General features: G+C 37.1%; 22 protein-coding genes and 3 pseudogenes. 17 read left to right on the forward strand and 8 right to left on the reverse strand.

Going from position 1 to position 21,279, the window contains the following annotated elements:
- Together chrB and chrS are read right to left on the reverse strand one after the other, a co-directional pair.
- Positions 1 to 549: chromate efflux transporter ChrB (gene chrB, locus JN080_RS24840; protein WP_375141765.1), on the reverse strand; the 549-nt coding region annotated here is incomplete at its 3' end.
- A 24-nt stretch (positions 550 to 573) separates the two neighbouring features.
- Positions 574 to 1,050 (reverse strand): chromate efflux transcriptional regulator ChrS, encoded by a 477-nt coding sequence (gene chrS / locus JN080_RS24845; protein WP_256238652.1) that lies wholly within the window; start codon positions 1,048 to 1,050, stop codon positions 574 to 576.
- Positions 1,051 to 1,472: 422 nt separating this feature from the next.
- On the opposite strand from chrS, the gene JN080_RS24850 reads away from it, so the two are divergent.
- From JN080_RS24850 to JN080_RS24860, 3 genes are all read left to right on the forward strand, one after another.
- Positions 1,473 to 2,126 (forward strand): NTP transferase domain-containing protein, encoded by a 654-nt coding sequence (locus JN080_RS24850; protein ID WP_256238653.1) that lies wholly within the window; start codon positions 1,473 to 1,475, stop codon positions 2,124 to 2,126.
- A 186-nt stretch (positions 2,127 to 2,312) separates the two neighbouring features.
- Positions 2,313 to 2,513: a hypothetical protein gene (locus JN080_RS24855; protein ID WP_256238654.1), complete on the forward strand. Its 201-nt coding sequence runs from the start codon at positions 2,313 to 2,315 to the stop codon at positions 2,511 to 2,513.
- Between the two features lie 323 nt (positions 2,514 to 2,836).
- Positions 2,837 to 3,742: a TIGR01777 family oxidoreductase gene (locus JN080_RS24860; RefSeq protein WP_256238680.1), complete on the forward strand. Its 906-nt coding sequence runs from the start codon at positions 2,837 to 2,839 to the stop codon at positions 3,740 to 3,742.
- A gap of 146 nt (positions 3,743 to 3,888) precedes the next feature.
- Here the strand turns inward: JN080_RS24860 and JN080_RS24865 are convergent, their stop codons facing one another.
- A complete protein-coding gene (locus JN080_RS24865) occupies positions 3,889 to 4,128 on the reverse strand; it encodes a hypothetical protein (RefSeq protein WP_256238655.1) in 240 nt (79 codons plus the stop codon).
- A gap of 246 nt (positions 4,129 to 4,374) precedes the next feature.
- Here JN080_RS24865 and JN080_RS24870 point away from each other — a divergent pair, with 246 nt between their 5' ends.
- Positions 4,375 to 4,539 (forward strand): hypothetical protein, encoded by a 165-nt coding sequence (locus tag JN080_RS24870; protein WP_256238656.1) that lies wholly within the window; start codon positions 4,375 to 4,377, stop codon positions 4,537 to 4,539.
- A gap of 187 nt (positions 4,540 to 4,726) precedes the next feature.
- Positions 4,727 to 5,691 (forward strand): annotated as a pseudogene (locus JN080_RS24875) (quinone oxidoreductase family protein).
- Positions 5,692 to 6,049: 358 nt separating this feature from the next.
- Here the strand turns inward: JN080_RS24875 and JN080_RS24880 are convergent.
- A complete protein-coding gene (locus JN080_RS24880) occupies positions 6,050 to 6,355 on the reverse strand; it encodes a hypothetical protein (RefSeq protein ID WP_256238657.1) in 306 nt (101 codons plus the stop codon).
- Between the two features lie 242 nt (positions 6,356 to 6,597).
- Here JN080_RS24880 and JN080_RS24885 point away from each other — a divergent pair, with 242 nt between their 5' ends.
- The gene (locus JN080_RS24885) at positions 6,598 to 7,596 is read left to right on the forward strand and encodes a transglutaminase domain-containing protein (RefSeq protein ID WP_256238658.1); all 999 of its coding nucleotides are present in this window, start codon (positions 6,598 to 6,600) and stop codon (positions 7,594 to 7,596) included.
- Between the two features lie 479 nt (positions 7,597 to 8,075).
- A complete protein-coding gene (locus tag JN080_RS24890) occupies positions 8,076 to 8,534 on the forward strand; it encodes a DUF5063 domain-containing protein (protein ID WP_256238659.1) in 459 nt (152 codons plus the stop codon).
- A gap of 131 nt (positions 8,535 to 8,665) precedes the next feature.
- Here JN080_RS24890 and JN080_RS24895 read toward each other — a convergent pair.
- Positions 8,666 to 9,176: pseudogene (locus JN080_RS24895) on the reverse strand (transposase); the annotation flags it as partial.
- 21 nt (positions 9,177 to 9,197) lie between these two features.
- Here JN080_RS24895 and JN080_RS24900 point away from each other — a divergent pair.
- On the forward strand, positions 9,198 to 9,485 hold the full coding sequence (locus JN080_RS24900) for a hypothetical protein (RefSeq protein WP_256238682.1): 288 nt from the start codon (positions 9,198 to 9,200) through the stop codon (positions 9,483 to 9,485).
- Between the two features lie 59 nt (positions 9,486 to 9,544).
- Here JN080_RS24900 and JN080_RS24905 read toward each other — a convergent pair whose 3' ends face one another.
- Positions 9,545 to 10,297 (reverse strand): BMQ_0737 family morphogenetic spore coat protein, encoded by a 753-nt coding sequence (locus JN080_RS24905; protein ID WP_256238660.1) that lies wholly within the window; start codon positions 10,295 to 10,297, stop codon positions 9,545 to 9,547.
- 328 nt (positions 10,298 to 10,625) lie between these two features.
- Here JN080_RS24905 and JN080_RS24910 point away from each other — a divergent pair, with 328 nt between their 5' ends.
- The 5 genes from JN080_RS24910 (at position 10,626) to JN080_RS24930 (ending at position 15,302) form a co-directional block, all read left to right on the forward strand.
- Positions 10,626 to 11,339 carry a hypothetical protein gene (locus JN080_RS24910; RefSeq protein WP_256238661.1) on the forward strand — a complete coding sequence of 238 codons (714 nt, stop codon included), beginning with the start codon at positions 10,626 to 10,628 and terminating at the stop codon, positions 11,337 to 11,339.
- A 963-nt stretch (positions 11,340 to 12,302) separates the two neighbouring features.
- Positions 12,303 to 13,043: a sugar phosphate nucleotidyltransferase gene (locus JN080_RS24915; RefSeq protein WP_256238662.1), complete on the forward strand. Its 741-nt coding sequence runs from the start codon at positions 12,303 to 12,305 to the stop codon at positions 13,041 to 13,043.
- Positions 13,040 to 14,008, forward strand: coding sequence for a dTDP-glucose 4,6-dehydratase (gene rfbB, locus JN080_RS24920; protein WP_256238663.1), 969 nt, complete (start codon positions 13,040 to 13,042; stop codon positions 14,006 to 14,008). Before JN080_RS24915 ends, rfbB begins: the two co-directional genes overlap by 4 nt.
- A 5-nt stretch (positions 14,009 to 14,013) precedes the next feature.
- Positions 14,014 to 14,847, forward strand: coding sequence for a dTDP-4-dehydrorhamnose reductase (gene rfbD / locus JN080_RS24925; RefSeq protein WP_256238681.1), 834 nt, complete (start codon positions 14,014 to 14,016; stop codon positions 14,845 to 14,847).
- Positions 14,844 to 15,302 (forward strand): dTDP-4-dehydrorhamnose 3,5-epimerase family protein, encoded by a 459-nt coding sequence (locus tag JN080_RS24930; RefSeq protein ID WP_256238664.1) that lies wholly within the window; start codon positions 14,844 to 14,846, stop codon positions 15,300 to 15,302. Before rfbD ends, JN080_RS24930 begins: the two co-directional genes overlap by 4 nt.
- A 41-nt stretch (positions 15,303 to 15,343) precedes the next feature.
- Here the strand turns inward: JN080_RS24930 and cysC are convergent.
- Together cysC and JN080_RS24940 are read right to left on the reverse strand one after the other, a co-directional pair.
- Positions 15,344 to 15,866: pseudogene (gene cysC, locus JN080_RS24935) on the reverse strand (adenylyl-sulfate kinase).
- Entirely contained in the window at positions 15,778 to 16,188 is a 411-nt protein-coding gene (locus tag JN080_RS24940) for a hypothetical protein (protein ID WP_256238665.1), read from the reverse strand. The pseudogene cysC and the gene JN080_RS24940 overlap by 89 nt, the downstream one beginning before the upstream one ends.
- A 368-nt stretch (positions 16,189 to 16,556) precedes the next feature.
- On the opposite strand from JN080_RS24940, the gene JN080_RS24945 reads away from it, so the two are divergent.
- The 4 genes from JN080_RS24945 to JN080_RS24960 all read left to right on the forward strand — a co-directional run bounded on the left by JN080_RS24945 (position 16,557) and on the right by JN080_RS24960 (position 20,943).
- Positions 16,557 to 17,936 (forward strand): UDP-N-acetylmuramoyl-tripeptide--D-alanyl-D-alanine ligase, encoded by a 1,380-nt coding sequence (locus JN080_RS24945; protein ID WP_256238666.1) that lies wholly within the window; start codon positions 16,557 to 16,559, stop codon positions 17,934 to 17,936.
- A gap of 253 nt (positions 17,937 to 18,189) precedes the next feature.
- Positions 18,190 to 19,404 (forward strand): ATP-grasp domain-containing protein, encoded by a 1,215-nt coding sequence (locus JN080_RS24950; protein WP_256238667.1) that lies wholly within the window; start codon positions 18,190 to 18,192, stop codon positions 19,402 to 19,404.
- Positions 19,405 to 19,493: 89 nt separating this feature from the next.
- A complete protein-coding gene (locus tag JN080_RS24955) occupies positions 19,494 to 19,682 on the forward strand; it encodes a hypothetical protein (protein WP_256238668.1) in 189 nt (62 codons plus the stop codon).
- A 205-nt stretch (positions 19,683 to 19,887) separates the two neighbouring features.
- Entirely contained in the window at positions 19,888 to 20,943 is a 1,056-nt protein-coding gene (locus JN080_RS24960) for a YheC/YheD family endospore coat-associated protein (protein WP_256238669.1), read from the forward strand.
- Positions 20,944 to 21,279 lie beyond the last annotated feature (336 nt).

Consider the following 21,279-nt stretch of genomic DNA (forward strand, 5'->3'; position numbering starts at 1 on the left):
AATTCGATTCTTAAGTTTAAAGTGGTAAGTCCCATATGCAAGGAAGATGATAATCACGATTGCTGGATGAATGGGCACAACTTGAAGTAAAACAAAAGCAAGTATAAAAAACAAGCATCCTAGTAATTTACCTAATCCTTTTACAGCCTTTTCTGCAAATTCATAGGCCATTAAGCCAAGCATTACCGCAATAACAGGCATTACAGCATGGATCATTCCAGCCACTGTGCTTGAAAAACTTAGGACATTAATTACTGTCAAAAGAAATACCATAGCTATACATGTGGGTAATATATGTGCCAATACACTAACAATGGCACCCAATGTTCCTTTTACTTTGTATCCTAAATAGGCGGCCATTTTAGGAGCAATCGGACCAGGCAAGGCGTTTGCAATCGCTAGTGTCTCTCCAAACTCATCGTCTTCAACCCAATGAAAACGGTTTACCGCCTCGTGCCGAATTAAGGGGATAACAGACGGACCTCCTCCAAAGCCCAGTATACCTGTTCGAACCATACCAATAATAAGTTCTTTATATAAAGTACTCAAACTTTTTCCCTCCTAAACTATCGCTTATAATTTCATTCCCATCCTGCTTTTATAACGCTTCATTAATAGTTGACAATCAACGCTTACAACGCCCTCAAGCGGGTAAAGCTTTTCTGTCAAAAAGTTTTCCATCTCCTGGTTGTTTGAAAAAATGCCGTGCATATGCAGCTTGCTTGGTCCTGTCATATGATACAAACTGGTAACAGCTGGATCATTTGCTAGTTTTTCTGCAACTTGATTCAAAAATTGGGGTACAACTTCTACATTAAAAAAAGCTGATACATGAATACCAATTTTTGCTGGATTAATAACAGTTGTAAATTTTTCAATAACACCTTGCTCAATCAGGCTGTTAATCCGTGTTTGAATGGCAACCCGAGATAAATCTAATTGTTTGCTAATATCTGTATAAGAAATTCTACTGTTTTCATGTAAGATTGATAATATTTTCTTATCCATTTCATCTATATCTAGGTTTGGAATGGTGTAATTTGATGCCATTGATTGCTTCATCTCCTTAGCTTCTTATTTCGTTTTGTAATCATAATATGATTTTAACATTCTTATTGATTGAAAAAAAGATAAATAAATTACGAAAAGTAAATAACCTGTGAGTCAATCTGACATAAAGGGCAGTTTCTCATAATATGATTACTATAATGGATTCAAAATTCAGAAAACAACAGAAATTCATTTAAACCTAAACTTACTGCATTGATTTTTAGTTTATGAACCAATCAAAAATGGTCGATGAAAAGTTTTTTTATGATTATTCCAATAGTTTCTAGAAAAATCTTTACTTAACGAAACTAATTTGCTGGTGCAGGGATTATGAATAGGAGATAAAGAATAGTATCCGTTTCTGAAAGAGAGGAGTGACGAAGTATGGTGGGGATTCATGTTTTTGAACAGGTGGTTTTTTTATGAATTCAATAAGAATATGTGGAATTTATCTTGCTGCAGGTCAAAGCAGACGCATGGGTGAAAATAAATTGGCCCTTCCATTTAAGAAAACGACAATTGGCAGTTCAGCATTACGAGCAGCGCTTGAATCAGCACTTGACCATATCATCGTCGTCACCAAACAAGATGATAGCCTTGAATGGATGAACTCATCCTTTTTTCAAAGCCCTTATCGAGAGAAATGGACACTTGTTCCATGCCCTGATGCCCGTTTAGGCCAGGCACATTCGCTAACATGCGGTGTGCTGTCAGCACTTGACCGGAAACCAGACGGCATGATGGTGATATTGGCAGACCAGCCTTTTCTTTTAGAAGATAGAATCAATGAACTTATTTTTCTGAGTGAACAGGTATATCGGAAAAACAAAATAGGGGATATCCCCTATATTGCCGCTAGTTACCTAGGCAAGCCAAGACCGCCCGTTTTATTTTTTCAGCAGCTTGTACCTCCTTTGCTGCAGTTGAATGGAGACGAGGGAGCACGCCAACTGTTCCGAAAATCCTCCGCTTTAAAAGGGATCCTGATTGAAATGGAGGATGAAAATACCTTTTTTGATATTGATACAAAAGAGGACTATGCAAGAGCTGTGAAAGGAGTGGGGCTTATTCGATGAGAACACAGGAATTTTCTGCCCTCTAATCTCCGACCGATTGGATCCCAAATGATCTGGAAGAATCCTGGAAACCAAAACGCTTATACTAATGACTTTTCATGCAAAGGTAGAAGTGGTTGCGTTTTTTTAAAAAGCCTAGATATTAGACAATCGTGTTTTACAAATACTGTAAAGGAGTGATTGTAAATGGAAATTGGCAAAAAAGTAAAAGTTACTACACCCAACATAATTAACTATCCATTAGTAGGTGAAGTTATTAAAGAGGGTATAGCATCTAATGGACTAGCTATGAGTAAAGTGAAATTTTCAGAGCGCAATCAGGCTTGGTATGCAGACCATAATTTAAATACAACCATCTCAGAATTCACCGACAAGATCCTTCATTAAAGAAAGAGATTCCTCATCCTATGTATCCCGTAACTGATATTCATGAAAAAATATTCAATAGATATATGACTATGCAATTGGAAATTTTAAAAAGCAGAAAACTGCAAGCGCTCAATTAGAGAAACTTATATTTATTGAATTTTATATTCAGAGCCGAAACCAAACTGGTTTCGGCATTTCTAATTCGCTAATTTGTCCGATTTCAGTAAACGCGTAAAATTCATTTTTTTCATGGTACAATGGAAAAAAATGCTCATGCCATGGTGAGTGGAAAAAAATTATATGGAAAAGTACTAAACTAGTACTTGACGGGAGGAATTACAATAAAAATAGTCATTGCCGGGGGTTCGGGATTTATTGGGGAAAAATTAACGGACATCCTTCTTAAAATGGGTCATGAAATTTTGATCTTAACCAGGAAGGAAAAACAATCAAAACACAATATAAACTATATAAAATGGCTTGGAGAAGGAACCAAACCAGAAGAGGAAATAGATAAAGCAGATGCCTTCATTAATTTGGCGGGCGTATCCATAAACGAGGGGCGATGGGACGCAAAACATCAGCAGAGAATTTACCAAAGCAGGATGGCTGCAACGGATGAGCTAATTCGAATCATCGCAGCACTGCCTGAAAAACCATCAGTATTGATTAATGCTAGTGCGATCGGCATATATCCTTCCTCTCTGGATATTATTTATACAGAAAACTCATTAGAAAGAGCTGGAGACTTCCTCGGAAGGACTGTTGGAGATTGGGAAAAAAAGGCGTCAAATGTGAAAAAAATGGGAATTCGAGTTGCCTATATGAGATTTGGTGTTGTTCTAGGAAATGAAAGCGGAGCATTACCACTCATGGTGATGCCATATAAGTTATTTGTCGGAGGTAAAATCGGTTCAGGGGAGCAGTGGGTATCTTGGGTGCATGTAATAGATGTTGCACGAGCGATAGCATTTGCAATTGAAAATGATAAACTGAGTGGACCAGTAAACGTTACTGCACCAGCTCCAAAACGGATGAAGGATGTCGGCAAGACGATTGGCTACGTTTTGCATCGTCCGCATTGGTTCCCCGTCCCAGCCTTGGTCCTGAAACTAGTATTAGGAAATAAAAGCTCACTTGTTCTTGAGGGACAACGTGTTGTTCCTAAAGTTTTACTCAATGAAGGTTTTTCATTTTTGTTTCCTACACTCGATTCTGCTTTGAATGATTTGTTACGAAGAAAATGATGATTATTTTAAAGGATAGGAACATGCAAGGCTATTTGAAACTGGAGGCCTTCCATCGTTTATGAATAGTGAGATCACCCGTTACTTCGACCATGGGTTGTTGACTTATGTTAATCATTTTGAGGTTTCCCTTTTGAACTTAAATTTTATTGAATCTCTTCAATTATTGTTTCCTCTGGTCCAATTGGAGGTCCTGCTTGCTGGAGTGGGATCCTTGACCAGAAGAAATTGTGAACGAGCGCTAAGATCGGAATAATATGAAGTGTATAAATGACGATAAGAGTTGATAAATCAAATGGAATTCCGGCTGCATGTGATTTCGCAAAGACAGGTGAAAGAATCAAATTAAGCAGTGGAACCCCGACTAGTACACAAATAGCAATCACGGTTAGACTACAAATTCCTCTTTTTGGTTGCGTATATTATGCAAAATGATAAAGATGAAAAAGTATTAGAAGCTGATTTATCCGCATTAGTCAAGGCATAAAGTGAATTGAAAATAAAAGAGTTCTTCCCAGCAGTGATGTTTGATTGATTCCTCTAGTAATTCCAGCAGGACTACATGTGGGCAAGCACGTGAATAATTTTAAACTAATTACGCACCCTAATAGTGAATTAGGGGGGTGAAATTTTTGGCGAATCAAAAAAGTAATTACTATAACAAACAAGCAGGTAAATATAAGCCGGGTTCCGGATCGGAGTATCATCAAAAACATGCAAGTAATGTTCCAGATTATGGAGCAAACAGTATGGACCCAAATGCAGAACGTTTGATGAATCAGACTGACAACGCTTAACAACTATAATTCATTTCTTAAACGCCTTATTTGTGGCGTTTTTTCTTTTTTCCTAACCTGCTAACGATCTCTCCATCCATCAAATCCTAAAACCTTGCCTAATTTTAGGGGATTCTCATCATATATAGCCATCTCCTTACACTTAGATCTTATTTGCGTTACAATCACTTATGAGGGGGAATAGTATTTGAAAGCATTATGTTTTGATAAATTTGGAGGCCCTGAAGTGTTATCCTACCGGGATGTACTAGACCCTGTTCTAGGACCTAAAGATATTCTTGTGCGAACAAAGGCAATTGGCTTGAATTTTGCTGATGTTTATAGACGAAAAGGGAATTATCATCTAGAAGGGTTACCGCCCTATATTTTAGGCTATGAAGGAGCCGGCATCGTTGAGAAAGAGGAAATGGAGTTACAACTGTTCAGTGTGGGGATCGGATCGGATTTGCTGATGTTCCATATGCGAATGCAGAATTGGTTGCTGTACCAGAAGAAAAAGCCATCCCATTGCCGATTGACTTTCCATTTAAATTAGCCGCTTCAATATTGCTACAAGGTCTAACAGCACATTATTTAACAAGAGATAGTTACAAGGTTATGCAAGGCGATGTGGTTCTTGTCCATGCAGTGGCAGGTGGAGTGGGTCAATTAATTACGCAAATATGCAAATTAATGGGTGCCACCGTAATTGGCCTTACTTCATCAAATGAAAAAAGGTCAGCTGCCCTTTCAGTTGGAGCCGACTATGTCTTTTTATATGGAGAATCATGGGTAAGGAACGTTTTACAGTTAACGAATGAAAAAGGGGTGGATGTTGTCTATGAATCAGTCGGGTCTACTTTAGAAGAGAGCTTTCAAGCGTTACGAAAGAGAGGAACACTCGTATTCTTTGGAATGTCAGGCGGGGACCCTGTTCTAGTTAATCCACGGATGCTTATGGATACATCAAAAACGATTACAGGTGGAGACCTATGGAATGTCTTAACAAGTCGTGAAGAGAGAATCGAACGTTCTAATGAGTTATTTAAATGGATATCTTCAGGAAAAATAAACGTTCATCCACAGGCTTTGTACTCATTGAAGGACGGAGCGGAAGCACACGCCTTCTTAGAAAGCCGCAAAAGTACGGGAAAAATTTTGTTACTACCATAAGTGGCAAATTCAGTTCAGTTAACCGTTTTTATAAAATAATAATCCACCAAGCATTAAAGGATCTAGTGGTTTATTTTAATAAATCTGGGAAAAATCATTAAAATGATTTCGAATAACTAGAGAAACATATTTTTTAACTTCTTCGCCTAAATAGCACACCCTTTTAATATTGCAGGGGCAAATAGCGTTATTGGATGTGCTTTTAGATGAAGGACATTGATTAGTTTTGTATAGACAAAAGGATAACGAAACAAGCTAGAATTACTTTTTTCACATACCTACCACATTAACAAAGATAGACCCACAGGTTTAACACACATATATTTGGATAGCGAAAGTCTTCCGTTAATGCAATTCACTAGGGAATGTCGATTATTTTGCTAAAGCGGCGGTGAATACTCTTTGAAATTTGTCCATCGACAATCCCAGGAAAAAGGTTTTCTAGAATTTCCTCTCCGCTTTTCAAAAGTGCATGAACTTGCGAGCTTTGAGGTACTCCTGTCCTTGTAAACTGTTTTTCTCCTTTTTGACCCTTATCTACAATGATTACTTCCTCAAAAAAATCGGATTGGACTCTGGCGGCAAGCTTACCAGAAATGCTGCCTCCGATTACGAGAGCTTTTTTTCCAAATAAATCTTTCTTACCATTTTTTTCAGCAAACATAGATACTCCATCAAACAAGTAAACTTAACAGTTGTGATTATACCTAAATTTTGTTACTTTGTAGTGAAGCAAGTATGATTACTTGTGAGTTTTTAAGACAGATTCCCAGAAGAATGATTGTTGTACTGCGAATATAATAAAGACCTAATTAATAATGAAGAAACAAAATAGGAGCATCAATTGTTGATATTTTTATTATTATAGTTTACTGTATAAAAAATAGTAAACGGAGGTGTAGATTTTTGAAGAAACTCATCCTTCTCTTTTTAGGCGTGTATGCCTTTTTTTACCTTTCCCAAAAAGATATGATTCCTTCAATTAATGAAATGAAAAATTATTTAAACATAGAAGATTCACAATTAAAAGGGGAGCAATCTACCCAAAGTATTCCTGCTCCGTCAAAGCAGCAAACAGAAAATCAGGCGATAAACAATCCACAGGAGCCATCGTCAATTCCGACCACAGCCAATCCAAAATATCTGCCGAAAAAGATCCAAACTTATCAGGTCGCGGTTGACAATAATAAATTAGTGGTTACTGGAAAACCGACACCTTACGGACAATTCAATAAGGCCGAGGGGGTTATTTTATACATTCAAGAAGCCCGTGCCAACAAGAAGGTTACGATAAAGGTTCCTTTTACCAATGGAAGGGTTAATTATGCCTACCCCCTTACATATACAGTAGGGGACGTTATTGTAAACCTTGACGAGTATTACAACGGGGTCGCTAATGATCCGAATACGGTGTTAGGCTATGCAGAATATAGTTTAACTGATGGCGATCCGTATTTACTGGCTAGTTGGATGGTTCAAAGTGATAATCCAACTCTTGTAGCACTTGCCAATTCGATAACAAATGGAAAGCCGACAGATACGGAAAAATCCAGGGCGATTTTTGCGTGGGTAGCAAAAAACATCGCTTACAATGCGCCGTTGGTAAATGATCCGAATCCACCATTATATTCGGCCCTACAAACCTATCAAACGCGAGTAGTCCTATGTTCGGGGTATGCGGATTTAAGCGCGGCCCTTCATCGTGCAATTGGGATCGAAGCAAAAGTGGTATACGGAGAAAATCATGCATGGAATGAAATAAAACTGAACGGTGTTTGGCAAATAGAAGACCCGACATATGGGGCCGGATTTATAAATGCAAACACGATGAGGTTTGTACCAAGCTATCATCCTGCATATTTTTCCAAGTCAGATAAAAATAAGGAAGGCGAATATCCTTGGTAACAAGTCCTTTTTAAGCAAACACTTCATTACCTAGATGTTAAGAGAAAATCCTATTTTCCACTTCTGATATCGCGCTGTCGTGCGGGAAAATGGAACATAAAAGTACAAGCAGTGTCTAATGAATGAATCCCCTAGCTATATATGATCCCCTTATTGTAGACAGAAAGAAGAAATACTAATCTGTCTACAATCGAGGGGATCTTTCTATGAGGAAAAGAAGAACAACTTATGACTTTATGTTTAAGAGAAAAGTAGTTGATTAATACTTGGAAGATGGTATGCGAATAAATTGAATACTCTAAAAAATACTGAATATAATCTTTCAACGAAGTTAGAAATTCCCCATTTTTATTTCATAAGACACGTTAAATAAGATGGAAAAGTAATATTGTGTAAATAATGGCAGTTTAGTTTTAAAAATATTTCTTTGAAAACAGTAGAATTATATAAATAATATTATAAAAATATGAGGTGATAAAATGAAAAATGCAGAGGTAGAACTATTTTATCTATCGGCATTACAATATTGTAGCATAATTGAAAATTTCAATTTCAATAATGAAAATAATAAACTGAAAAACCTCCTTATTTCGCTTTTATCTTTGTATTCAAAAGCTCTGTATCTTCCTAAAGTTGAACCGAAAAATGATGAAGTACCCGACTTTGAAATATCTATTCCCCAAATTAGTTTTGGGAAATATAACCAATATTGGGAGGTTTTTAACCCGTACTACTTAGAGAAACCTGTGGTTGCAAGTTTACTTGACGACACATTAGATATTTATATAGACGTTAAAAGAGGGATCATTTTATACGAAAACAAAGAATATTTAGAGTCCATTTGGGAATGGAAATGTAATTTTGAAATACACTGGGGCAGTCACGCCGTTGATGCAATACGTGCATTACATTCAGTAATTTTTGATGATCCTTATTAAGCCAAATCAGCTAATAGTTTGTCATATTTTTCAATAAAAAATAAAATCATAATATAGTAAAAATAAGCGTGCCAAATAACCTTCCAAGGCTTTATTTGGAAAATTTTAGTCTGTTTAGATATATTTTTAAACTAGGCTAGATCTTTGAAGGCCGATTTGCTTTTCAAAAGTGCGTAAATCCAATGTAAGAGTATATTCACAAATGCTATCACAGAAACTTTATAGAGCTCGTTAATTATCATAAAACTCTCGTAATCTCTTGTTACAAGGGATGATTTCATCTGTCGTTTTCTTTTGCGATAATCACGAATGTCGTATTGAACGGCCATATACTAGGCGTGTCGTAGGTTACTGGAACCTCTTTTGATAATCCGGTTTACCGTGCCTTTGAATTTTCTGATTCAAAAATACTTGGATCAATTCCAGCAAATGCAACTAGTTGCTTAGGGTGATTAAACCGATCAATCTCTCCAATTTTAGAAATGATCGTTGTTGCAATCTTTTCACCGATACCAGGGATAGATTGGATAATATATTCTTCAATACTTTTTGCTTAGCATCTATCTTATCCTCAAGCCTAGATAGATGTTTTTTGTATTCCAGAAGCAAGTTATTATACATTTCCATGCTTAGAATAAGACTATAAGGTTTCTAAAATGGGTTTTGACCAGCGGCAGCTATCAGTTTTTACTGCCTGTCTGTTTGCCCATTTCTACGAACGGGTATTTTAAGTTCAAAAACAGCCGTTTTAACGTCGTAAAACTTGAAAATATTTTTGAACGTTCTCATCAATACACATTACGAACGTATTATAGTAGAAATGGTTATTGGTGGCTAAGTGGTGGCAAAATTCTGCCTTCTGCCACCAATATTTCCGTTTGCCCACAATTTCTCGGAAACCGGGAAGCAGGGGAAGTTGTAATTATTCCAGCAGGAAATCCAATTATTTAAAACAGTAGAGATCAATTGGTTAGTCATATAACAGATATCTTAGATAATAAATTAATCCGTTAAGGAGTAGGACATGGCACCATAGGTGGAAATATGGTTGGACATTGTGGCGGGAACGTAAGCGCCGGGCACACGAACGGTAATTCCGGACGTGGAGCACAGAATTCTGCGGTGATTTCAAGTTTTACTAATGCTTCCATCTGAATACTTTGGCACATATTGATTGATACATCTAGCTGTTGGAACGTTAATGTTCCAGGTGTAGGACAAGGGTGGCAAATTAAATTTGCATCACATTCGAAATCTGTAATTTCACATTGTAAGAATGTTCCTGGAGGTGCACAAAGGAAGAATTTTTCCGCTACTGCAAAAGGAATTGGTCTAGTTTGGCAAACTATTCCCTGAGGGCTTGTAACGCAAACAACAACAAAGCCTTTTTTTAATACTTTTACTTTTTGTAAGGTTACAGTTTCTCCGGTTGGTAGAGTAAAAGTTCCATTTGCGCGTCCTTCTGGCTGTGTAATTTCAGTACAAAGGATCGATCCAGGTGCAAGTGGGTCAACTGGATTTCCATCCTCATCTGAAACAAAACAATCAACAGTAAAGGAATTGCCTAGAGTGCCACAAGGTTCAGTTCCACACGGAGATGGAGATAAACAATTTTCAGGGCAATCAAAGAATAGAGTTGTTCCTAAGTCGCTGGCATTAAAGGAGATAAGGGGAACATCTGATTGGCGAGTAACCCAATCATACACTTTGTTAACTTTTATGCAAAGAGTTTCTTGCCCACCATTCACTGATTTTAATTCCATGAATAAATACCATCCTCTTTTTTTTAATAGGTTATATATTTTAAACCTACAGCAGGATATGCATTTATCCTTTCATTGTGCCTATCTAAAATGTGCCCATGTATTTTGCAGCAACACTTAATTTTGTTAAAAAATAGATAATTTTACTATGGCTGATGTTACATGACATAAATGCGACTTATGTCATTTTTAACATTGGTTTCATAATCTACATTTACATAAAAATAAATTTTTTTTTAATTGTACAAACCTATTATCCACACACTATATATTTTTTCAAATAATTTAGTAAAGAAAAAAATAAATTTATGAAAAGGATGGGTAATTAATGACAAACTTCCCAAGAAAGATGCCAAATGCTTGCGTACCTAGACAGACAAAACAGGCACCTAAAACATGTCAGACTTGTGGATGTAACGTCTCGGCTTGCAATTGTAAATTTCAAGCTCCTGTACGAGTAACTGCACCATTAAACAGCAATTGTACTTTAGTAAATTCTGTTGTGTGCTCAAAGGATGTCCAAAAGGTTGCAGAACTTACACTACCTATTACTGCGTTTGCTGGTTTAGTCCTTGCTGATATTGTTTCAATAAACGTTGTACCAAATTTAGCTGGAATTACTGCCAATGCTCGAATTATTAAGGACAAAGTCGTTAACATCGGCTTGATTCCTGTAACTATTACTATAACAGTAACAACACCAGGTGTAACAATTGCTCCTCTTACAACGACTATCCCATTTCAGGCGGAAACTGATTGCCCGGGAGCTTGCCCGGAGGATACGTTAGTGGAAACTCCTCTGCAAGTAGAAGGAATATTTGTTCAACCAGGGGTGCCAATTGTTACCGGCCCACTCGTAGGTGCTCTTGTCACAGGTATTTTATTCAAAATTATACTCCGTACTACAATTACTGTTGTTCGACCACTTCTTGTAGATGAACACGGTAATTTTTGTGATGTAACGGACCGTTGTATAACAACGGGCACCCCTGCAACTATCACTCTTCCAACACCTCCAACTACTGGATTATTAGGAGGATGAGCAGGAGGAGCGTAACTTCTGCTTCTTAATATGTTATTGGCCACCCCTCCCAAGATTTTAAGGGTGTTAAATGATTTTTAACTTCGTTTTTTTTAGGATTTTCCTCAAGGGTAACCTTTAATTAGGCAAATAAGCTAATAAAAAGGAAAATAATTAGGCTGTTCCTATCCAATTCACGCAGTGCTTATGTTAGTCATACAAAAGAGATATGGAAATAAATACAGCTGAAAACGCATATTAAACAAACAAAGTTTTATTGTATAAATACTCAGTTAAATTTCTACCGTTTATGAGAGCTATTCTGGAAAATAGCGGTTGGAAACAAAATGTAGATAATTAAAAGGTGCAAACTATATCTTTAAAGAATTTCATTTTGTACAACTAGCATACTAGACAAGTGAAACGTATCTTGCAACTCATTTTACAGAAAGGCAATTAACTGCTGAGTTGCCTTTCTATTTGACCACATTGTGCCAACATAACAAATATAATGGTAATTGTTCATTTTAATTTTTGATTTAAAAAGCGGACAAACTTTGGTATATTAGGATCGTTTTTTTTCGTAGTTCTTCATATTTTATCACGGATAAAAGAAGGTAATTAATAGGTTAGAAGTGTTCGGAATTTTGTAAATGTTCCGGTTAAAACTTTTTACTGTTTTATATGTAAATCATTTCAGACCTTATTTATTATACTATCCTTTGCTGCGGCCAAAAACGATTGACTATTAATCCTGTTTGCTAATGATTTATTATAGGATACATACCATACACCACGGGAGCACAAAAATGCCTTTCCATGTCGCAATCAAATCAGGGATGCATGTCCGCCCCTAAAAAATAGACATAATCCCATAAAATTTTGCTTTCTGTTGCAAAACAGGTTTTCAGTCATAAAGTATAAAGGAAATCGAAATCACTAAAGTGCAAAAGGTAAAATAACTTAAAGGTGGGATTTCATCAAGTGAAAGGGGTTATACTTGCTGGCGGTACTGGCTCTCGTCTGAAACCATTTACAAACTATGTGAATAAGCATCTTTTACCGGTAGGTCCATATCCAATGATTTATTGGCCAATCCTAAAATTAAGAGAGGCAGATATACATGATATTTTAATTATTACGAATAAACGTCATTTGAGTTCGTTTATTGAATTATTAGGGAAGGGTGAAAAATTGAATGTGTCCATACATTATAAAATACAAAAAAATGAGGGGGGAGGGATTGCAGATGCTTTAAAAAATTCCGAAAATTTTCTAGGTAGTGGAAAGTTCATTGTCATACTGGGTGATAATATTTTTCAAGATTCATTGACGAATTATGTAAAAGCATACAAACAACAAGAAGAAGGGGCTAGAGTATTACTAAAAGAGGTATCAGACCCGAGTAGATACGGTGTTCCCAAAATAGATCAGGTAAAAAATTCGATCCTTTCTATTATTGAAAAGCCACAAAATCCGCCTTCAACCTATTGTGTAACGGGAATTTATATGTACGATCATCATGTGTTTCATTTTATAAAAGGCATACAGCCCTCATCCCGGGATGAATTAGAAATAACGGATGTTAATAATGTATACATTGGGAAAGGCCAACTTGAATATGATATTTTGAAAGGCTGGTGGATTGATGCCGGAACCCATAAATCGCTTTTTCGAGCGAATCAATTTGTATACGGTAATTCTTTTAAGGAGGAAACTAGATGAGTAAACACCTCCTTGTGACAGGCGGGGCAGGATTTATTGGGGCAAATTTCATCTCCCAATTATTAAAACATTCTAATTATTATATTACGAATGTAGATGCATTCACCTATGCAGGAAAGATAGAAAACATTTGTGAGTTCGAGAATTCAGATCGATATCGATTCATCAAATGTGACATTGCAAATAGTACGGAGTTATCGATTGCTTTTGATCAAAAATATGAGGCAATTATTAACTTTGCCGCAGAATCTCATGTAGATAGAAGTATTTATGATGCGTTGCCATTCATTCAAACAAATGTTTACGGTACTTTTAATCTTTTACAAATGGTAGTAGCAGGAAAGGCAAATAAGATGATTCAAATCTCAACGGATGAAGTGTACGGCTCACTGAAACCAACTGATCCGCCATTTACTGAAGAAACTGCTCTTGCCCCGAATAATCCATACTCTGCAAGTAAAGCATCGGCTGATTTACTTGTAAGATCCTATTATCAAACACACCAACTACCGGTCATCATAACACGCTGCAGTAATAATTATGGACCTAGGCAGCACGGAGAAAAGTTTATTCCCAAAATTATTTTGAATGCCCTAAGTAACAAAGAGATTCCTGTATATGGGGATGGTCTGAATATTCGGGATTGGATTTTTGTTAAAGATCATTGCCGGGCTGTTCAGATGGTTCTTGAAAAAGGGAAAGCTGGTGAAATATACAATATTGGGGGATTTGAAGAAAAGACAAACTTGGAAATAGCTATGGCAATCTTGATGCAAATGGGAAAGGACTCCCGTTTAATAGCTCATGTTCAAGACCGAAAAGGGCATGATCGCCGGTATGCGGTGGATTCAAGCAAAATAAAGAAGACACTGGGATGGAAGCCGATTGTACCACTAAGAGAAGGGGTTCAACAAACAATCAATTGGTATAAACAACGGCACAAACGAGAGAAGGTGGAAAATTGAAAATAATGATTACCGGTGGCAATGGTCAACTGGGAAAAGAACTAAGCCGGCAATTAAAAGAATCCCACTCTGTCATAAGTCTAAGCAGAAAAGAATTAGACATTGCAGAAAATGAAAAAGTCGAAAAAATAATATCGGAAATCAAGCCGGATCTTATTATCCATTCGGCTGCATTTACTGCAGTTGATCAATGCGAAACGGAACGTATGAAAGCCTTTGAAGTAAATAGTTTGGGGACTGGCTATCTAGTTATGTCCGCAGGCAGGGTTGGAGCAAAGATCATCTATATTAGCACGGACTTTGTTTTTGATGGACAGAGACATTCTCCCTATCCTGAGGAGGAAAAGCCAAATCCTCAATCTATCTACGGCTTAAGCAAATGGCTGGGCGAACAGTTTGTTCTTCAATCTAGAAATGGAACCATTATCCGGACATCTTGGTTGTACGGTCATGATGGAAAAAATTTTGTAAAAACCATGTTAGACCTGGCAAAAATGAATAAAGAAATTAAAGTCGTGAATGACCAAATAGGTTCCCCTACGTATGTTAACGATCTCGTTGAAACGATTCTGCATTTAATAAATAAAAAAACCGGTATTTATCATGTATCCAATTCAGGGGAATGCTCATGGTTCTCATTTGCAAGAACGATTTTTAAAGAAGCAGGGGCAAATCCTAACTTGGTCAATCCGATTACGACTGAGGAATATGGGGCTCTTGCACCACGACCCCGTTATTCGGTTTTGGAGCATCACGCTTTAATGAGAGAGGATGTTAAGCCTCCCAGACATTGGAAAGATGCCTTACAGGAATATATACGAAAGGAGAGTTATAAATGATTGAAGGAGTGAGATTAAAACGACTTACAAAACATTGTGATGATCGCGGCTTTTTTGCAGAACTTGTTCGTGACGATGAACCTGAACTATTTGCAAGATTTGGTCAGGCCTCATGGTCGATGAGCTATCCAGGTGTTATTAAGGCGTTCCATTATCACGAAAAACAAGATGATCTATGGTTTTTTCCTTCCTGCAATGCACAAGTTGTACTTTATGATCTAAGGGAGGATTCGTCCACCAATGGGGAAACGGATGTGTATTATTTGGGTGAGGAAAATCCGGTTATGCTCCTTATTCCAAAAGGAGTCGCGCATGGTTACCGTGTACTTGGCCAAAAGCCAGCGACGATCATTTACTTTACAACGGAATCTTATAACAGAGATCATCCTGATGAAAAACGAATCCGCTGGGACGATTCTTTGATAAATTTTAATTGGGAGACTGAGAACCGTTAGTTATTTTGTTTTGCAGAACTATGTTATATAGGTTTTAACTTTTAATACAGAAGAATTTGTTCCGCACATTTTTCGAGGGAAAACTTATCGGTTTCCACAATAATTTCTGGTTTTTCCGGTTCTTCATAAGGATCATCTATACCGGTAAATCCTTGAATTTCCCATTTCGTGCTTTCTTATAAAGTCCTTTTTGGTCTCATTTTCCCAAACTTTGAGGTCACACTTTACATATACTTCTATGAATTCACCGTTTTCAAGCAAATTTCTTACCCTCCTCCGGTCTGTTTTATAAGGAGAAATAAAAGATGTTAAGGTAACGGTTCCGGCATCAACAAACATTTTTGAAACTTCTCTGATTCTCCTTATATTTTCTTTTCTGTCTGCTTTAGAAAAACCAAGATCTTCATTTAAGCCAAACCGAACGTTATCTCCGTCCAAGCGATAGGTTTTTACTCCTTGCTTAAACATTGTTTCTTCAATTTTTGCAGCTAAAGTTGATTTTCCAGAACCCGATAGACCGGTAGTCCAGTATTTCTTCAAATTGTTCCTTGATCCTTGAACCATATCGAGGACTCACATCCAAATTCATGACCTTTAACAACCCTTTATCTCCACCAATATGATAAGCCCTAAGATAATCCGCACTCTTTTGGTGAATCCTCCATTGCCAGGATAAATATCGTGATAACCGCTTATGGTATTTTTGTTTCGTCGGGTGGTATTCAAGTGTCTTCAATGCCAGCATCCCACTGCTCTTTTGGGAACCGAAGAGGAAGTTAGAAAGCAATTCCCCTGGACGAATGCTACATTCATAAATGCCAATCGGATCTTCTCCACGGTAGGCCACCGTTACGCTATCCACTACAAACAAGGGATTGAATTGCACTCGTCCAAATTCCTCAAAATTCTTAGTACAACTGTATTATAGGTTTTGTGATAAAAAAGGTATTTGTACTGGTAAGATCAGACCCGCCTTTTTTGTGAGGCGAATTAAGTCTCTTTTTTGTTTACTTGAACCATTTATCAAGTCTAATAAAAGAAAACGATATTTGGAGCAATTCTGTTCGTTTTTAATAGAACAGGCAATAAAAAACCGCTATATTTTTTATTCTCGGTAGCATGTTTGTACAAGCATTCTCCACCTTTTTGGAATAATTTACAATAATCCCGCATGCAAAAGAAGGGAGCAAAAATATAATCACAGGCTAACAGTTTGGAGGGATTCCTATTTAAAAAAACTTAGGAGGGACATCTTTGAAGACATTATTATTGGAAAATGTTTTAGCTGCGATGAACATTCAAACGAATGAAAAACAAAAAGGAATACAGATCCGTCATGTCACATATGACAGATGGGATATTGAAAGTTATACGGTCTATTTTCATTGGACAAACAGAGAGTTTCCTGTTGAATCAATAAAGAAATACCAGAATGTATTCATCGTGACAGATACACCTTTTTCTGGTGTGGAAAAATTAAAGCCTGAGCAAATCATTATGGTAGAAGATATTGAAGATTCTTTCTTTCAATTCACTTCGTATTACCGTCATCTTTTTTCCATTCCTGTCGTTGCTATTACCGGTACATGCGGAAAGTCTACGACAAAAGAAATGCTTAAACACATTTTGAAAGAAACACACAATGTACAGGCAACAATAGGGAGCAAAAATGCGGATTATTACAACCTCGATTATTTAATGGGAATTAATGAAGATACGGATGTGGCGGTGTTTGAAACAGCGGTATCGAAAAGAGGAGATATGACGGAGTCCTGCAAGTATTTTTACCCGACGATTGGTATGATCACCATGATTGATGTGGATCACACGGATAAAATTCGATCGTTTGATGATTATCTGGCAGAAAAGGCAAAAATCATGGAAGGGATGAATAATAAGGGGATTCTCATTCTAAATGAAGACGACCGCTATCTCTCCACCATCGATACATCTAAATTCAAGGGAGAAATCATTACGTTCGGGAAAAATAGGGATGCTACTTTCAGGATTAAGGAGGTTGAATACAATTCATCCGGCATGACGTTTTTGATGAAGCATAAGCAAATGATATTCAAAGGATATATACCGAGCCTTGGTGAGCATAATGTATATAATGCTGTTGCTTCCATAACCGCTGCTGCAACCTTAGGAGTCGATATTGGCTATGCTTTAAAGAGGTTATCCTCTTTTCGTCACATGAGATCCCATTTTGAAATCATTGAAGGACGAAATGGCGTTACGTTGGTGGATGATACTTGGAAGTCCAATCCCGCTTCCTTAAAAGCAGGCTTAGAAACATTAACCCGTATGGCGTCGCTGTCTCAAAGAAAAATTGTGGTTATTGGAAGAATGGCAGCACTCGGAAAATATGGAAATGAAGAATACGAAAAGGCGGGGCGTCTACTTGGTGATTTGGGGATCGATGTTCTCATCACCAAAGGATTCATTGCAAGAGATTTTGAAAAGCCGGCCATAGAGGCAGGAGTCAATCAACGAAATGTATATCATTTTTCAGAGGCAGATGAAATGAAGCGGTTTTTTGATTCATTTCTAAAGCCAAATGACATTGTTTATTTCAAAACAGGCGGAAACGATCAAGACTTCGATGATGTCATCGAATATTTAAGTGGTTAAATAAGAGAAAAAAGCTGCCTTTAGGCGGCTTTTTTTGCTATTCCCATTTTCCATTGTCGTCTATGGGTATGACAAACGTCTTGAATAAAGCATAAAAAATATCCTGATAAGCAATCGAACAGATTCCCGTTTCGTCTGCGCCTTTTCTCAAAAAATTATGGAACATCATGATGTTTGTCCAGTCCACGCTTGTCTTAAGACATATATTGTTGAAGAGAATCATTCATTAAAACACAAAGATAGGATGAAAAAGATGCGAACGATTGTCTTTATCGAAACAAATAAATCGGGGTCAAGCAGAGAAGCAATCAAAGCAGCGGAACGCCTCGGCTTTTTTACCGTGTTATTGACGAAAAAACAAACTTTCATTGATCAAAGAACCGAATTCCCCGATGTCCATCAGATGATTTTAGTCGAATCATTCGATTACAAAACATTAAAAAAAAACATCATCAAGCTAGAAAAACAAGGTAAAAAAATAAAAGGCATTTTCAGTTTTATTGATCCTTTTGTTCATTTGGCATTCGTTTTATCAAAGGAATTTTGTCACAGTGTTGTCTCGCCTGATCCCATTTTAAAAATGGAAGATAAAGTATTAACCCGAGAAACACTCAAAGACCTCCCAGTGTCTCCCCATTATGCCATTTATACATCGGATGATTCCTTAGAGGACTTTATTGAAGAACAAAAGAGACATTTGCCTCTTATTGTAAAATCACCCGTCTCCGCCGGTTCAAAAGATGTTCTGTTGGCAAATGACGAAAACGAATTAAAGCAAGCCATGAAAAAATTACTGATAAAAACTGAACAGATTCTACTAGAGGAGTATCTACCAGGACCCCAATATTTGTTTGAAGTGTTAGTTCACAATGGGAATGTTCATATCATCGCTGTCATTGAACAAGAGATTACGTTTTTCGAGAGGTTTATTGTTACCGGATATTGTTTATTGCCGGATCCCAAACAACATTTTTACGACAGCATCTTTGAAGCGGTAAACACAATCGTAAAGGCTTTTCAAATGAAAAACGGTGCCTGTCACTTAGAGATGCGCCACGTCAATGGTGCGTGGAAATTAATCGAAATCAACCCAAGAATCTCGGGCGGAGCGATGAATCGAATAATTGAGGTCGGTTATGGAATTAATTTGGCGGAAGAAACGATTCAATTAATGTTAGGGAACGCGCCCCGCCTTGCGAAAAAACACAGCAAGTATGTATATGCCCATTATTTAACCGTTGATATGAAAGGAAAATTAATTAAGGTAACAGGGAAAAACCGGAGTTCTAACTATCCAGGCGTAGATGAGGTGTATATAAAACCAAGGCAAGGAAAGATATTGCGTCCGCCTTTATCAATGGGGGATCGTTGCGGTTACGTGTTGGCATCCTCAAATGATAAAGAAGAATCGAAAAATATTGCCAAGAAAGCAGCCAGCGAGATACGTTTCTACCTTGAACCGATTTAAACATTGGGAGAGATAAATCATGACTATGATATATAAAAACGGAAAAGAGCGTATATTTCAAACTAAAATCAATTTTGGAAAAGCAGAATATGTCTGCAAAACAAAAGGATTTCAACGCAGGCTTGCTTGCCCCTAATGATATAGAAGTGGATACCATTCCTATCCTCTTGTATTCTTCCTTGTCATCAGAATCATTTTCCGCTTATGGAATATCAGTCATTGCATTCCTGATTCATTTGGACCTTTTAAAACGAGTTTTTTCCGTATTGAACATTTAAAAGAAGGTTCTTTTATTTGTTTATCTTTATTGCGTCCTCTAAATGAAAACGGACATCTAGCAGACTCTATCCTTGACACGTATCAATTAGAAAAGACGGATTTTACGATCAAAATCGAAACCAAAATCATTTCCATCATTCAATGCGCTAGTTGATCGTGAACTATTAGAGATTGAACAAAAATTCTAGGGAGAGAAAAAGTATTATGACGTTAATCGGCATGCTTCATCATCGAGCAGATCCAAACCATGTAAAAAAGGCATATGCTTATGCTGCTGTAGCAAAAGCAGAAGGTGTTGACTTTTTTTACTTTACCCCAGGGAAGGTCAATATTGAACAGGAAAAAATTTTAGGAAAAGCATATGAAAATGGGCAGTGGATTGAAAAGGAATTTCCATTTCCTGACGCGATTTATAATGCAAGTGCTCCGGTAAGTGAAAAAGCGGAACAAATCGTTGATTATTTGTATGATAGGATTCCGTTTACCAGTCATTCGATCGGAGATAAATTAAGTGTTTATAACCGGATTAATCGGGCGAAAGAATTTGAACAGTATCTTATTCCTTTTTATGAATTAACGGACGAACAGGTCTTTTTTGACATGATGACGCGGTATGAAAAAGTGATTTTGAAACCGCAAACCGGACATCAAGGCAGTGGCATTGTGTATATCGAAAAGGATGGAAACCAGTACAGAATCAATGAGGCAGGAATCATCTCAACGAGGAATGAAAAACAATTGTTAGACTTGTTATCCGATAAAATAGAAGAACAAGATTACGTCGTTCAACAGTTTATTACAAGCAAAACCAAAACGGGTCATGTGTTTGATTTCCGGCTCCATGTTCAAAAAAATGGAGAAGGAAAATGGGTCATTACTTCAATATATCCAAGGATCGGGCGTTTGGGGACCATTACATCGAATATGGGCAGCGGCGGTTATAGCACGTACCTAGATGTTTTCCTACAAACAGAGTTTGATAACTACTGGTATGATATTAAAAGGTATCTTGAATATTTTTCGCTTAGTTTTTCCAACCATTTTGATTCATTATATGACCATGTATTGGATGAATTAGGAATTGACGTCGGAATTGATGAAGACCAAAAACTATGGCTTTTTGAAGTCAACTGGAGACCAGGTCCGCCTAATATCTATAGTGTTGAATTGGATGTAGCGAAAAATACGATCCTGTATGCGAAATATTTAGCGAAAGAAAGGCGTGCCCTTACCAGAGAATATAACCGTTTGGATAAATGACAACAGATTTGGGGATTATCCGTTGAATATCATTGTTTATCGTGGAGAAGAAATTGCCTGGTAAATATGCGGGAATGTCGTTTTTACCAGCATAGACTATGAAGGTGAAACGATCGGATTAAATGGACAAACAAGTAAGATGGCTGGAAGAAAATAAACAGTTAATCAGTCATGATAACGAAAGCCAGATATATACGGAATTGTTTTGCAAAAAGCCCTTAGGGCTTTTTGTATGTATGGAGATTGATTCCATTCTAGGCTACGGTCAGCGACTGTAGCACTCTTGCGGGCCATTTGGTTCACAAGATAGAAGCTCCTATAGATTTTTCATTTATC

It is taken from the genome of Bacillus sp. EB600 (genome assembly GCF_024494385.1).
Taxonomy (GTDB): domain Bacteria; phylum Bacillota; class Bacilli; order Bacillales; family Cytobacillaceae; genus JAEVLT01.

Bases quoted from the DNA above. Each gene is read 5' to 3' on its own strand.
- JN080_RS24930 (WP_256238664.1), top strand. From the start codon at position 14,844: ATGATTGAAGGAGTGAGATTAAAACGACTTACAAAACATTGTGATGAT.
- JN080_RS24850 (WP_256238653.1), top strand. From the start codon at position 1,473: ATGAATTCAATAAGAATATGTGGAATTTATCTTGCTGCAGGTCAAAGC.
- JN080_RS24955 (WP_256238668.1), top strand. From the start codon at position 19,494: ATGTCTGCAAAACAAAAGGATTTCAACGCAGGCTTGCTTGCCCCTAAT.
- JN080_RS24950 (WP_256238667.1), top strand. From the start codon at position 18,190: ATGCGAACGATTGTCTTTATCGAAACAAATAAATCGGGGTCAAGCAGA.
- JN080_RS24960 (WP_256238669.1), top strand. From the start codon at position 19,888: ATGACGTTAATCGGCATGCTTCATCATCGAGCAGATCCAAACCATGTA.
- rfbD (WP_256238681.1), top strand. From the start codon at position 14,014: ATGATTACCGGTGGCAATGGTCAACTGGGAAAAGAACTAAGCCGGCAA.
- JN080_RS24880 (WP_256238657.1), bottom strand. From the start codon at position 6,355: ATGTTTGCTGAAAAAAATGGTAAGAAAGATTTATTTGGAAAAAAAGCT.
- JN080_RS24890 (WP_256238659.1), top strand. From the start codon at position 8,076: ATGAAAAATGCAGAGGTAGAACTATTTTATCTATCGGCATTACAATAT.
- JN080_RS24905 (WP_256238660.1), bottom strand. From the start codon at position 10,297: ATGGAATTAAAATCAGTGAATGGTGGGCAAGAAACTCTTTGCATAAAA.
- chrS (WP_256238652.1), bottom strand. From the start codon at position 1,050: ATGGCATCAAATTACACCATTCCAAACCTAGATATAGATGAAATGGAT.
- JN080_RS24910 (WP_256238661.1), top strand. From the start codon at position 10,626: ATGACAAACTTCCCAAGAAAGATGCCAAATGCTTGCGTACCTAGACAG.
- JN080_RS24855 (WP_256238654.1), top strand. From the start codon at position 2,313: ATGGAAATTGGCAAAAAAGTAAAAGTTACTACACCCAACATAATTAAC.
- rfbB (WP_256238663.1), top strand. From the start codon at position 13,040: ATGAGTAAACACCTCCTTGTGACAGGCGGGGCAGGATTTATTGGGGCA.